Origin of the sequence: Priestia aryabhattai, assembly GCF_023715685.1 — a bacterium.
GTDB lineage: Bacteria > Bacillota > Bacilli > Bacillales > Bacillaceae_H > Priestia > Priestia aryabhattai_B.
In genome coordinates, this window is sequence record NZ_JAMBOQ010000001.1 from 592,734 (window position 1) to 606,762 (window position 14,029).

Here is a 14,029-nt window from a genome sequence, read left to right on the forward strand (position 1 = left end):
GCCCCCTAATCTAATTTCTCGAGCGAATCAAGAAGAGAAGAAAGCTTACTGTTCTTGTTTAAGTCAGCTGCAAGTTCGTCTTTCAGTTGTTGAACAATTGATTGACGCTCTTGAAACCGTTGAAATAACAATAGCTTTTCCTCATATTGTTCAAGCATTTGCTCTGTACGTTTTATATTATCATAAACTGCTTGACGACTCACATCAAATTCTTCCGCTATTTCACCGAGGGAATAATCATCCAAGTAATAAAGTGACATATAACTTCTTTGTTTGGGCGTCAACAGCGCCTGATAGAAGTCAAATAAGTAATTCATTCTTGTTGTTTTTTCGAGCATATGCACGCTCTTTTCAACCATTTGACCGCCCCCTTGTTAAGTGAAAAGCCTTTACATGTTATTAGTTTAACTAGGCTAGGTTTGAATGTCAAGTTTTTTCCTTAACACCTGACATTTTCCCATTTAAAAGAGATGGAGACCTAACTAAATCAATTCAATCTAAAGACGAACAAATAGAATAAATGAGCTAGTATGGATCACTTGTTACACCGCTGTTGATTTCCGTGCAAGACTTCGCTTTCCGCGGGCGGGCGATGAGCCTCCTCGTCGCTTACGCTTCTGCGGGGTCTCATCTATTCCGCTTTTCCCGCAGGAGTCTTCGCCTTGCCCTCCAATCAACAGCTAGAAGTAACTACATACATGAAACCTACGTTCACCATACCCATGAAAAAATCCGAACGAATTTGATTCTCCATCAAGAATCTCGATTCATCGTTCGGATCTTCCTTCAACTAAAATACTTTTGTCCCAGCCTCTTTTGAGATTATGTCTCTTTTTCTGTTTCTTCCTCTACAGCATTGGCAAATAATCCATAGATATATTGCTCCGTGTCAAACGGCTGAAGATCGTCTACTTTTTCTCCAAGTCCAACGAATTTAACGGGAAGCTTCAGTTCGTTTCGAATGGCAAGAACAATTCCGCCTTTAGCCGTACCATCTAGTTTTGTTAACACAATCCCCGTCACGTTCGTCGCTTCTGAGAATGTTTTAGCCTGACTTAAAGCGTTTTGACCCGTCGTCGCATCAAGTACAAGGAGTACTTCATGAGGAGCACCAGGAATTTCTCGCTCAATAACACGCTTTACTTTCTCTAATTCTTTCATTAAATTCACTTTGTTTTGAAGGCGCCCTGCTGTATCACATAATAAAACATCTGCTTTTCGAGCCTTGGCTGACTGAACAGCGTCATACATGACAGCGGCAGGGTCAGAACCTGCAGATTGCTTAATAACATCAACACCAACGCGTTCTCCCCATACTTCTAACTGCTCAATCGCACCGGCACGGAACGTATCTCCTGCGGCCATTACTACTTTTTTGTCCTCTTGTTTAAATTTATGCGCAATTTTCCCAATTGTTGTTGTTTTTCCAACGCCGTTTACCCCTACAAACAAAATAACCGTTAAATCATTTTGCTGCATATTCAGTTCACCAATCTGCTCTTCACCAGATTCATAAATATCAATTAATTTCTCAGAGATGACAGCCTGTACATCTTGAGGGTCCTTAATGTTACGGCGTTTCACTTCCGATTTTAAGTCATCAATTAAATCCAACACGGTAGCCACACCGACGTCAGCACTAATTAAAATTTCTTCTAATTCCTCAAAAAACTCTTCGTCTACTTGACGATAGCGAGACACTAGATCATTCACGCGTTCTGAAAAAGAATTGCGCGTTTTTGATAGTCCATCTTTAAATTTTTGTGTAACAGAATCCGTTTGCATTGTAATTTTTTCTTTTAGTTTCTTAAAAAAACTCATTCGTACCACCCTTTCATTCTATGAGTTAAACATATTGCTTTGATTCTTCTAAACGAACAGAGACTAATTTAGATACGCCAGATTCTTGCATCGTCACACCGTACAGTACATCAGCTTCTTCCATTGTACCTTTTCGGTGAGTAATAACAATGAACTGTGTTTGATTACTAAACTTGCGTAAATACGTAGCAAAACGATGAACGTTTGCTTCATCAAGCGCCGCTTCCACTTCATCTAGCACACAAAACGGCACTGGACGTACTTTCAAAATAGAAAACAGGAGGGCAATGGCTGTTAACGAACGCTCGCCGCCTGACAGCAACCCTAGATTCTGCAGTTTTTTCCCAGGAGGCTGGGCAACAATTTCCACCCCTGTATTTAATAAATCTTTTGGATCTGTTAATTTCAAATCCGCTTTTCCTCCCCCGAATAGTGAAGAGAACACTGTACCAAATTCATTGCGGATACGAGAGAAGGTATCAGAAAAACGTTTCTTCATTTCCTCGTCCATTTCTTCAATCACTTGATACAGAGTATTTTTCGCTTCGTCAAGGTCCGCTCGCTGCGTATTTAAAAATTCATAGCGCTCTGAAACGCGTTCATATTGTTCAATAGAACCTAAGTTTACGGTTCCTAATTCATCAATTGCCAACTTTATCAGCTTGATTTTTTTTCTCGCTTCTTGAATATCTAATGTTAAAGGATACTTTTCTTTCGCTGCTTCAAAGCTAATTTCGTACTCTTCTGTCAGCTGCTGCAGACGGCTGTCTAGCTCTACGTCAATTCGATTGATTTTGACTTCTTCATCTTTTAAAGCATCCGCAATTTGTTTGTACTGACGCTGCAGCTCTTTTATAATCCTCTCTTCGTCTTCAAGTTTATTCTGAGCTTTTAACCGCTCTGATCTGCAGTCATCCATTAATTTTAACGTTTCTGTCTTTTCTTTTATTCGCTCATGCGCCGCTTCTTCGAGCTGAAGTTCACCCGAGTCGTTGCTCGTGATTTCGCTGGTTAAAAGAGAAAGATCATCTGTAGCTTCAGACAAACGCTGAATGGTTTGATTAAGCTCAAAGCACACTCTTTCATATTTTTCTTGCTGATTTGTCAAAAACTGTTCTTTTTTCGCAAGAAGCACTTTTACTTCTGTAAGCTCATGTTGAACGGTTTCTTTAGACGTTTGCTGTGTATGCTTGCGTGCAGCTAACTCTTCAATGTTTTTCTCTAATACGTTTGCTTGCTGCTGATTTCCTTGCAAACTCGTATGCAGCTCATCAATTCGAGCGGACAAGCTTGTTTGATCTTGTCTAAAGCTAGCAATATCATGATCGTACATGGTTAAGCGGTCATTCACTGCTTTTTCTTCGATGTCAATTTGCTTTACTTCTCGGTCAGATTCCTGCTCTTTGTCTTTCAAGCGTTCCACAAATGCCTGCTGTTTATTAATTTCCTGTTGAAGCATTTCAATCTGTGACTTTTTCTCTTTCACATCTCGCTCAAGCACAAGCGTCTTTTGTTCCATCTCTTGTATTTTTGCCGTAATGGCTTCCACTTCACGCTGACGACCTAACAAAGAGTTGGACTTTTGCTTCATTGAACCACCTGTCATCGAACCACCGGGGTTGACAACATCTCCTTTAACGGTCACAAAACGATAGCGATGCTGTACAAGACGTGCAAGTTCATTCGCACCTTTCAAATCATCGACAACAATAACGGTTCCAAGTAAATTTTTAATAACTCGGTCGTACGTACCTTCGTATTTAACAAGAGATGAAGCGATTCCTACATACGCTTCGTGACTCTCTAGCATGGAAATAGTTTGGGCAGGAATATAACGGTCTTTTACAGACGTCAGTGGTAAAAATGTAGCTCTCCCGTAACCATGTTGTTTCAAAAAGCCAATTGCCTGCCGCGCACTTTGTTCGTCTTGAACGACGATATGCTGAGCTGCTCCTCCAAGCGCAATTTCAAGCGCTGTTTCATACTCTTTTGGGACATTAATTAACTCAGCAATCGCTCCTTTAATGCCCGTAAGCTTCCCATCACGCGCTTTTAACACTTCTTTTACACCGTGAAAATAACCTTCATAGTCTTCTTGCATCTCTTCAAGCATTTCTTTTCGTGATTTTGTCTGCTGGACATACTGATAAGCTTGATAAAGCGTAGACTCCTGTTTACGATAGGCTTGTCTTAATGACTCAAGCTGCTCTACTTGTTGCTTATACACTTGTACAGCTTGCTGAAGCTCTTGACGAAACTGAGCGAGCCTTTTGATCGCCGCTTCTTTTCGCTGTGTTAATTCACGGCGCTGTTCTACGTATTGCTCGTTGGATTTTGTTAAGCGCTGCTCTTTTTCAAACGTTTGCATTTTTTGCTGTTCTAAAAATGAAATTTCATTTCGAGCAGATGTTTGAGCGTTCGCTAATTCAAAATACTCGCTTTTCATCTGTTCAAGTTTTTCTTCTAAATTCTCGCTGTACTGTCTGAACAACTGTTCCTGCTCAGTAAGCTTCAGACGTATCTCTTGTACTTCTTTTTGAGATTGCTCAAGATCTTTTCCTTCGCTGTCTTTTGCTTTACTTAATTCTTGATGCTTATGAGTATACTCTTTTACTAAACGTTCCAGCTGTTCTTTATTTTGAAAGGCATTTTTCTTACGCTCTTTTAATACTTCTTTTTTGCCTTCTAGCTTTTCTACTTCTTCACTTACATATAGTAGTTTTTTATGTAAAGAGTCTAGTTGTTCATCTATTTGCTGAATGTGCAAACGAAGAGTCTGGATTTCTCCTTCACGCGTGCGAATATTCGTCGCGAGAGATTCTTCAAGCTGCTCGTGTTGAGCCATTTCAGCTTTTAATTTTTCCCATTTCTGATGAAGATCTTCAACTTCAAATACCGTAACAGCCACATCAATCTGCTCTAATTCTTCTTTTTTCTGCAAATAATCTTTTGCAATAGACGATTGAATCTGTAAAGGCTCTAACTGACCTTCAATTTCATGAAGAATATCTACCACTCGATTTAAATTTTCTTGCGTTTCGAGAAGTCGAAGCTCCGCTTTTCGTTTACGCGTTTTGTATTTTAATACACCTGCTGCTTCTTCAAAAATTTTACGGCGCTCGTCAGATTTACTGCTTAGTACTTCTTCTACTTTTCCTTGACTGATAATCGAAAAAGCTTCTCTTCCAAGTCCTGAATCCATAAATAAATCGACAATATCTTTCAAGCGGCACGGCTGGTTGTTAATAAAAAACTCACTGTCTCCTGAGCGGTACACGCGCCTTGTAATACTAACTTCATGATAATCAAGCGGGAGAAACTGGTCATCATTTTCCAAAGTCAGCGTTACGTCAGCCACGTTTACCGCACGGCGTGATTCGCTTCCTGCAAAAATAATGTCCTCCATTTTCCCTCCACGAAGCGATTTGGCTGACTGTTCTCCAAGCACCCAGCGTATGGCATCCGTAATGTTGCTTTTTCCGCTTCCATTCGGTCCTACTACCGCCGTTACACCTGGCACAAAATCTATCGATACTTTTTCTGCAAACGATTTGAACCCTGCAATATCTAATCGTTTGAGGAACATAGAAATCCCTCCTCACACATGTAATCTTTTCATAGCAAATCCCCCTTTATAACGAATACGTTAAGAGGGGGATCATTTTATTTCGTTTGACTTGCTCTAATTTTCGTAATAGCTACTTGAGCCGCTTTTTGCTCTGCTTCTTTTTTCGAACGGCCTACACCAACGCCGAGCTCTTCACCATTTAACGATACGCGAGATAAGAATTCGCGATTATGCGCTGGACCTTTTTCTTGCAAAACTTTGTATTCTAATTGTCCAACTCCATCACGTTGAATCACTTCTTGAAGCTGGCTTTTGAAATCCATCACATGAGAAAAAGCACCTTCATTAATTTTTGGAAAGACAACTTTTTTTAGAATCGTCACTACCGTATCAAGCCCTTGGTCTAAATAAAGAGCTCCGATAAATGCTTCAAACACATCGGCCAGTAAAGCCGGTCTAGATCGGCCGCCTGTCATCTCTTCACCTTTTCCAAGTAACACTAGTTTACCAAAATCCATTTCATTTGCAAAAGTAACAAGCGACGGTTCGCACACAACTGCTGCACGAAGCTTCGTTAACTCACCTTCACTCATCGTTGGATACTTTTTAAATAAAAATTGTGATACGGTTAGCTCTAATACGGCATCTCCCAAAAACTCAAGACGCTCGTTGTCTTCATACGGTCTTCTGCGATGCTCATTCACATAGGATGAATGTGTAAATGCTTGAAAAAGAAGCGCTTCATTTGTAAACTGAATACCAATTTCCTTTTGAAACTCTGCAAAATTTTGCTTGAATTTCACGTTCATCTTTCGATCTCGATTTGAATATTGTTTAGGCATAAAATACCTCCGCTTACCTGCTTCAATTGTTTCGTAGTTTTTTCCTAACATCTCTCATTATAAAACGAGGTATCCTAAAAGATACACTACCTTTTCAAAAAAAGATGTCTTTTTTTGAAATTCTTAAAAAGAAGAGAAAGCCCCGCTGTTTAACGGGGCTTTTCATACATATACTACAGATTAAATTTGGCTCTGTATGTAATTAACTGCATCTCCTACAGTTGAAATTTTTTCAGCTTCTTCGTCAGAAATTTCGATATCGAATTCCTCTTCAAGCTCCATTACAAATTCAACTACGTCTAGAGAGTCAGCACCTAAGTCTTCTTTGAAACTAGATTCTAGTTTCACTTCACTTTTGTCTACACCAAGACGATCAACAATGATTGTTGTTACGCGTTCTAGTACCTCTGCCATTGTTCTTCACCTCCCCTCAAGTCATTATAGATGATTTCCATCTAAAATACTATGGTTGAATAATAAAGTTTATCGGTCGCCTAGTAAACGTCCCTTTGTACTTTATCACCAAATTACACTTTTCGCAAAGTGCATTTTTTACATCACCATTCCGCCGTCAACGTGAATCGTTTGACCCGTAATATAACGGCTTGCATCTGATGCTAAAAACGCAACTGCGTTCGCAACATCCTCAGGCTGGCCGAAGCTTGCAAGAGGAATTTGCTTTAACATTTCCGCCTGCACTTCTTCATTCAATTTATCCGTCATGTCTGTTGCAATGAAACCAGGGGCAACTGCATTCACTGTAATATTGCGGCTTGCTAATTCTTTGGCAGTTGTTTTTGTTAAACCAATCACGCCTGATTTTGCTGCTACATAATTTGCTTGTCCAGCATTACCGCTGACGCCGACAATTGATGAAATATTAATGATGCGTCCTGCGCGCTGCTTCATCATTTGACGAGTAACCGCTTTTGTGCACAAAAATACGCCTTTTAAGTTTGTATTAATAACATCATCCCATTCGTCTTCTTTCATACGCATAAGAAGATTATCACGTGTGATGCCCGCGTTGTTTACTAAAATGTCTACTGAACCAAATGTAGAAATCGCTTCTTTTATCATTGCTTGTACAGAATCACTTTCTGCCACATTTGCTTGTACAGCAATTGCATCCGTTCCTAATCCTTTAATTTCATCCACAACTTCAAGAGCTTTCGCTTCACTGCCAGAATAGTTTACAACTACTTTAGCACCAAGCTTTCCAAGCTCAATTGCAACGGCACGACCAATTCCGCGAGAAGCGCCTGTTACAACCGCAACTTTCCCTTGTAACATCTTATTCTCCCCCTTTTAGTGCGTCAATCGTTGATTTTAATGATGTAAGATCATTAACAGCATAAACAGTCGCACGGCGATTTACTTTTTTCACAAGACCTGATAATACTTTTCCTGGTCCAATTTCAACAAAGGTATCTACACCTTTTGCAAGAAGTGTCTCAACTGTTTCTTCCCATCTCACTGGAGAATATAGTTGTTCCACTAGCTTGTTTTGAATATCTTGACTGTCAGTAACCGGCTTTGCTGTTACGTTTGCTATGACTGGAACTTTCGCATCGCTAAAGCCCACTGTTTCTAGCGTATCACGTAGTTTTTCAGCAGCTGGCTTCATTAAGCTAGAGTGGAACGGACCGCTTACCACTAGAGGAATCACGCGTTTTGCACCTTTTTCTTTGGCAAGAGCTCCTGCTTTTTCTACCCCATTTACCGTACCTGAAATAACAATTTGACCCGGACAGTTAATATTTGCAAGCTGAACAGCGTCGCCTTCGCTTGTAATTTGAGCGGTAACGGCTTCTAGATCTTCCGCTGACATGCCAAGCACTGCTGCCATTGTGCCTTGACCTGCTGGTACAGCTTCGTCCATATAGCGACCTCTTTTGTGAACAGCAACAACGGCATCTTTAAACGATAAAACATCAGCAGCCACAAGCGCACTGTATTCTCCTAGACTGTGACCCGCAACAAAATCAGGTTTAATTCCGCTCGTTTTAAATGCTTCAAGCAGCATTGTACTCGTTGTTAAAAGAGCAGGTTGAGCGTGATAAGTTAAAGTCAGTTCTTCTTGAGGCCCTTCAAAAATAATGTTTGAAAGACTGAAGCCTAAAGCTTCGTCAGCTGTATGAATCAGCTTTTTCGCTTCCTCTGTTCCGTCATATAAATCTTTTCCCATACCAACAGTTTGTGACCCTTGGCCTGGAAAGATAAAAGCAATTTGACCCATTTCTTACCTCTCCTTTTCTTCATTAGCAGTTTGTTCGATTGCTTTTTGAATAGTGGAAGACACATTGTTTTCCACCATATTTACAGCTTGCTTAATCGCGCTAAATACCGCATTCGCATCCGACGAACCGTGCGCTTTGATAACAGGCGCATGCAACCCAAAAAGCCCTGCTCCTCCATATTCACTGTAATCCATTTTCGCTTTTAAACCCTGCAGTTGAGGCTTTAGCACCGCTGCGGCTAACTTGCTTTTTAACGTGCTCATTAATTCTTGTTTAATCATAGAAAACAATGAAAGCGCCGTTCCCTCAATGCTCTTAAGAGTCATATTCCCTGTAAAACCATCGGTTACAACCACATCCGCTGCGCCGTTTAGCAAATCACGAGATTCCACGTTGCCTACAAAATTGAGATCAGCGTTTTTTAGTAGCTGAAAGGCTTGCTTTGTTAAGTCATTTCCTTTTTTATCCTCAGTTCCAATGTTCAACAGTCCCACTCTAGGAGCTTGAATGCCGCGTACTTTTTCGGCATACACCGACCCCATCACGGCGTACTGCAGCAAATGTTCAGGCTTGGCATCAACGTTTGCACCGACGTCTAGCATTAAAAAGCCTTTTCCATCTAGGGTCGGAAGCGTCGGAGCAAGTGCTGGACGTTCAATGCCTTTAATGCGACCTACAATAAAAAGTCCCGCTGTCATTAACGCACCTGTGTTTCCTGCTGAAATACAAGCATCAGCACGACCTTCGGCTACTTCATTTGCCATTAATACCATAGATGCTTGTTTTTTACGGCGCACAGCTCGTACTGGCTCATCAGTTGCATCAATGGTTTCTTCTGTATGAATAATCGAAATACGATCAGGATTTGTTAAATACTTTTTAATTTCTGATTCGTTTCCAATCAACGTAATATGTAATTCTTTAAATTGAGCAGTAGCTTTTTCTACACCTTCGATAATGGCTTTCGGTGCATGATCTCCGCCCATTGCATCAATAGCTAGTTTCATGTTGCGTCTCATCCTTTTTATTATTTATCCTTTGTAGAACGATACATTTTAAAAATGCCAGAGAACACTTGCTCTTGCCCTACATAGCTGTTTACCTCAACGGTGGTTCGCACTTCACTAGTTGACAGAACTTTCGCTTTTGCTATCACTCGTTCATGAAGCTTAACAGGGCGATGATAACGGATCGACGCATCTGCTGTGAGCGCTAGTTCGTTGTTAATAACAGCGACAGCTAACGAATTAGCTTGCGCAAAAAGGTGGTGACCACGAGCAATTTGATTACGCTGAAACACATGCTCTGTTTTCACATCAAAAATAGATATCGCTGATTGATCTAGTTCAATGTCGATAACTTCTCCAATTACTTCTTCAATCGGAAGCGAACGCACTTCCTCGTCTAGTTGTTTTGAAGCTACATGCTTAATACGTTCTCGCAGTTCAGGAATCGACAACTCTAGGCGGTCTAATCGAATTGTTTGAACGCTCACTGAAAAACGGTCTGCTAGTTCTTCATCCGTAATAAATGGGTTTTCTTCAATTGTCGTTTTTAATAGCTGCTGTCTTTCTTTTTTACTGCGCTTCATTCTCCACCATCCGAACTTTTAATACTAGGTACTAATAGCAGTATATAATCATTACCTTCTAATTGCAACATTTTTCACATGATGCATTCTTTGCAGTGTAATATGTATATTAATGGCTAACAGCCGCTAACTTTTTCATTCCTAGCTGCTTTTTATCTTTATGAACGAAAAAGCAATAGACCACGGCCTATTGCTTTTTTACTAATCAAATTTTTCTCCAGTTAATACGCCCGTTGCTTCTAATTGTATTCTCAGCAGTTTAAACTGATCTTCTGTCCAAAAGCTTTCGGAATTTACAAGTTTAGCAGCATCTTCTCGAGCCACTTCAAGCGCACGGTAATCGTGCACCATATCGGCTACTTTAAACTCAGGCATCCCGCTTTGTTTTCTACCAAAGAAATCACCCGGCCCACGAAGCTCTAAGTCTCTTTCCGATAATACAAACCCATCGTTTGTTTCGGTCATAATGGTCATTCGTTCTTTTCCAACTTCTGATTTCGGATCCGCGAGCAGAATACAATACGACTGTGCATCTCCTCGCCCTACGCGTCCTCTTAGCTGATGAAGCTGAGATAACCCAAAGCGCTCTGCATCATAAATGACCATCACGGTTGCATTCGGAACGTTCACTCCTACTTCTACAACCGTTGTCGATACTAAAATCTGCACGCCATTTACGCTAAACTGTTTCATCACTTCTTCTTTTTCATCAGGTGACAATCTTCCGTGCATGAGACCAACGCTTGCTTTTCCATTAAAATAGTGAGTGAGTGTTGCATGCACATCAATTGCATTTTGAACATCTAGCTTGTCCGATTCTTCAATCAACGGACAAATAACGTAAGCTTGTCTGCCGTCATGTATTTCTTTTTCAACAAAATGTAAAATGCGTTCAAGCATATCATGTTTTACCCAGTACGTTTCGATTGCCTTACGTCCTGCTGGCATTTCATCAATAATGGACACATCCATTTCTCCAAACACCGTAATAGCAAGGGTTCTTGGAATAGGCGTCGCCGTCATAAACAATACATCCGGACTCTCTCCTTTTTCACGTAAAACCCGGCGCTGCCCAACTCCAAAGCGGTGCTGTTCATCCGTAATGACGAGTCCTAAACTATTATATATAACTTCGTCTTGAATTAAGGCATGGGTACCTACTAATACATGAACATCTCCGTCTTTCACTCGCTGAAGCAGCTCTCTTCTCGCTTTTCCTTTAACAGACCCTGTTAGCAAGCCTACGCTGATTCCTACCTTTTCAAGCATCGCAGTTAATGACTCAGCATGCTGTTCAGCTAAAATTTCAGTCGGTACCATTAAAGCACCTTGATGTCCTGCTAAAACAGTGGCGTATAAAGCAACCGCTGCTACGACTGTTTTACCTGACCCTACATCACCTTGCAGCAAGCGATTCATGCGATAAGACGATTTCATATCGTGCGTAATTTCGTTTACTACACGTTTTTGAGCGTTTGTTAACGGAAACGGCAGCAAGTTCGTGAAATTTACCAGTTCGGTTGAATCAAATGCTTGCTTCATTCCAGGCGTTTCTTCTCTTTCGCGCTTTCTAAGCGCCTGCATTTTTAATTGAAAAAGTAGAAATTCTTCATAGACAAATCGACGTCTTGCTTGTTTTAAATCTTCATGATCACGAGGTAAGTGAATACTTCTAACTGCTTCTTCACGCGTTACTAGTTTGTACCTAGAACGAATAGAGGCCGGGAGCATATCCTGAATGCTACTGCCATAATTCTTCAACGCAAGAGAGACGAACTTCCGCATTCCTTTGACCGTTAAGCTGCCTTTAACTGAGTAAACAGGCTCAATCGTTTGATTTTTAACAAATGGAGAAAATTGAAGCTCCTGCAAATTAATCGTTTGCCGATGCTGATCCCATTTCCCCGTAACCGTAACAGTTTGATCGATTTCTAACTTTGATTTATAGTAAGGGCGATTAAAACAAGTAACCGTAATCAAATAGCGGTTTACCAGCAGCCGAAACGTAAGGCGCGAACGTTTTTTTCCGTAATACGTAAGCGAGGGGACGCTGTGAACTTTTCCTTCTACGGTGACCTTTTCATCGTGCTTTGCTTCAGCCAAATCTTTTAACTCATAATCTTCATAGCGGTATGGGAAATGTTCTAACAAGTCATGCACACTGTGAATATGCATATCCTCTAGTGCTTGTGCTGTTTCATCTCCGATACCTTTAATGGTTTTAATTGAAATAGTTGTTAGTTCATTCACTTTTGTTTAATGCAATACCAAAGATCTTCGCTTCAAGCTCGCGACCTGTTGGTGTTGCCGCTAAGCCTCCTTGTGCAGTTTCTCGTAATGCAACCGGCATTGTTTGACCAATTTTATACATAGCATCAATGACTTCATCACATGGAATACGACTTGTAATACCTGCTAAGGCCATATCTGCTGCAATCATTGCATTCGCCGCTCCCATTGCGTTTCGTTTCACACATGGAACTTCTACTAGCCCCGCTACTGGGTCACATACTAATCCTAGCATATTTTTGAGCGTAATTGCCATTGCTTCAGCTGCCTGACTCGGTGTACCTCCTGCCATTTCAACAATCGCTGCAGCTGCCATACCTGAAGCTGAACCCACTTCTGCTTGACATCCGCCTGCTGCTCCTGAAATAGACGCATTATTGGCTACAACAAACCCAAAAGCACCTGATGTAAATAAAAATTCAATCATTTCTTTGCGAGTTGGATTTAGCTTATTTTGCACTGCAAACAGCGTTCCTGGCACTACCCCCGCAGATCCAGCAGTAGGCGTTGCACAGATTGTCCCCATTGCCGCATTTACTTCGTTTGTCGCTACAGCTTTGCTGACTGCATCTAAAATTAAATTTCCAGATAAAGATTTTCCACTTTGAATATAGTTTTGAAGCAGCACTGCATCGCCGCCTGTTAAACCTGTAACAGACTGTACCCCTTTTAAACCACGTTCAACCGCCTCTTCCATAACCGTTAAGTTCCGGTCCATTTTTCCCATGATTTCTTCACGAGTAACTCCCGTGATATCTATTTCTTGTTGAATCATAATCTCTGCAATTTTTACATTTTGACTTTCTGCTAATTCTACTAGTTCTGCTACGTTTCGAAACATAGTAACCTCCGCTATCATTCTGTCTTATTTTCACTTTAGAATCATATATAATCATTCGACCCTTGTTATTCTCGCAGGCCGTTCCTATTCGCTCTATCCTATTCAACCATTCTTGTTACTTGAATAATGTGAGGCAATGTTTTTAACTCTTCAATTACATCATCTTCAATATTCGTATCCATTTCAATTGCCATGAGCGCTACTTCTCCGCGCTCTTTGCGAGATACTTCCATATGTCCGATATTAATTGAATGTTTCATCAAAATATTCGTAACGGTCGCAATGGCACCAAATCGGTCATTATGCACAACGAGAATAGCTGGATTCATACCTGATAAATTTAATTCAAATCCGTTCAGCTCCGTAATTTGAATTTTCCCTCCGCCAATTGAAATTCCAACAACCTCAATTTCCTTTAATCCGTCGCTCATTTTGATACGAGCTGTATTTGGGTGATCTGTAATGGCCGCTTCTTCAACAAACGTGACATCGATTCCCTCTTTTTCAGCTAAGTCCAAAGATTGCGGAATGCGCTGATCGAATGTATCAAAATCTAAAATACCGCCAATCAACGCTACGTCTGTTCCGTGTCCTTTATACGTTTGAGCAAAAGAACCGTATAATGAAACCACAACTTTTGTGGGCTGCTTACCAAAAAGTGTTCGTGCAACGCGTCCAATACGCGCTGCACCAGCTGTATGTGAACTAGATGGTCCAATCATTACCGGACCAATAATATCAAAGACAGATTTGTATTTCATAAGGATTTTCCCCCCGCTATTTAAACATTGTTATTACTTATATGTTACTTGAGCTTTCGACTTTTTGGAAGCTTTG

General features: G+C 40.7%; 13 protein-coding genes. All 13 read right to left on the bottom strand.

Features of this window, described 5'->3' with window-relative positions:
* Window positions 1–5: 5 nt before the first annotated feature.
* Window positions 6–338 (bottom strand): putative DNA-binding protein, encoded by a 333-nt coding sequence (locus tag M3225_RS03050; RefSeq protein ID WP_013058901.1) that lies wholly within the window; start codon window positions 336–338, stop codon window positions 6–8.
* 204 nt (window positions 339–542) lie between these two features.
* On the bottom strand, window positions 543–677 hold the full coding sequence (locus tag M3225_RS29435) for a hypothetical protein (RefSeq protein WP_285885212.1): 135 nt from the start codon (window positions 675–677) through the stop codon (window positions 543–545).
* A gap of 145 nt (window positions 678–822) precedes the next feature.
* Window positions 823–1,821, bottom strand: coding sequence for a signal recognition particle-docking protein FtsY (gene ftsY / locus M3225_RS03055; protein ID WP_251391041.1), 999 nt, complete (start codon window positions 1,819–1,821; stop codon window positions 823–825).
* Between the two features lie 25 nt (window positions 1,822–1,846).
* Window positions 1,847–5,407: a chromosome segregation protein SMC gene (gene smc / locus M3225_RS03060; protein ID WP_251391042.1), complete on the bottom strand. Its 3,561-nt coding sequence runs from the start codon at window positions 5,405–5,407 to the stop codon at window positions 1,847–1,849.
* A 77-nt stretch (window positions 5,408–5,484) separates the two neighbouring features.
* Window positions 5,485–6,231, bottom strand: coding sequence for a ribonuclease III (gene rnc / locus M3225_RS03065; protein ID WP_013058904.1), 747 nt, complete (start codon window positions 6,229–6,231; stop codon window positions 5,485–5,487).
* A gap of 180 nt (window positions 6,232–6,411) precedes the next feature.
* On the bottom strand, window positions 6,412–6,645 hold the full coding sequence (gene acpP, locus M3225_RS03070; RefSeq protein WP_013058905.1) for an acyl carrier protein: 234 nt from the start codon (window positions 6,643–6,645) through the stop codon (window positions 6,412–6,414).
* Window positions 6,646–6,783: 138 nt separating this feature from the next.
* On the bottom strand, window positions 6,784–7,524 hold the full coding sequence (fabG, locus tag M3225_RS03075) for a 3-oxoacyl-[acyl-carrier-protein] reductase (RefSeq protein WP_013058906.1): 741 nt from the start codon (window positions 7,522–7,524) through the stop codon (window positions 6,784–6,786).
* A gap of 1 nt (window position 7,525) precedes the next feature.
* Window positions 7,526–8,470 carry an ACP S-malonyltransferase gene (gene fabD / locus M3225_RS03080; protein ID WP_251391043.1) on the bottom strand — a complete coding sequence of 315 codons (945 nt, stop codon included), beginning with the start codon at window positions 8,468–8,470 and terminating at the stop codon, window positions 7,526–7,528.
* Window positions 8,471–8,473: 3 nt separating this feature from the next.
* Window positions 8,474–9,478 (bottom strand): phosphate acyltransferase PlsX, encoded by a 1,005-nt coding sequence (gene plsX, locus M3225_RS03085; RefSeq protein ID WP_251391045.1) that lies wholly within the window; start codon window positions 9,476–9,478, stop codon window positions 8,474–8,476.
* Between the two features lie 20 nt (window positions 9,479–9,498).
* Window positions 9,499–10,062, bottom strand: a complete 564-nt coding sequence (fapR, locus tag M3225_RS03090; protein ID WP_251391047.1) for a transcription factor FapR — start codon at window positions 10,060–10,062, stop codon at window positions 9,499–9,501.
* Window positions 10,063–10,263: 201 nt separating this feature from the next.
* Complete coding sequence (gene recG / locus M3225_RS03095) at window positions 10,264–12,312, bottom strand: ATP-dependent DNA helicase RecG (RefSeq protein ID WP_251391049.1); 2,049 nt, start codon at window positions 12,310–12,312, stop codon at window positions 10,264–10,266.
* Window positions 12,305–13,192 carry an L-serine ammonia-lyase, iron-sulfur-dependent, subunit alpha gene (sdaAA, locus tag M3225_RS03100; protein WP_053487702.1) on the bottom strand — a complete coding sequence of 296 codons (888 nt, stop codon included), beginning with the start codon at window positions 13,190–13,192 and terminating at the stop codon, window positions 12,305–12,307. The genes recG and sdaAA overlap by 8 nt, the downstream gene beginning before the upstream one ends.
* A 98-nt stretch (window positions 13,193–13,290) precedes the next feature.
* Window positions 13,291–13,953, bottom strand: coding sequence for an L-serine ammonia-lyase, iron-sulfur-dependent subunit beta (sdaAB, locus tag M3225_RS03105; protein ID WP_251391051.1), 663 nt, complete (start codon window positions 13,951–13,953; stop codon window positions 13,291–13,293).
* Between the last annotated feature and the right edge of the window lie 76 nt (window positions 13,954–14,029).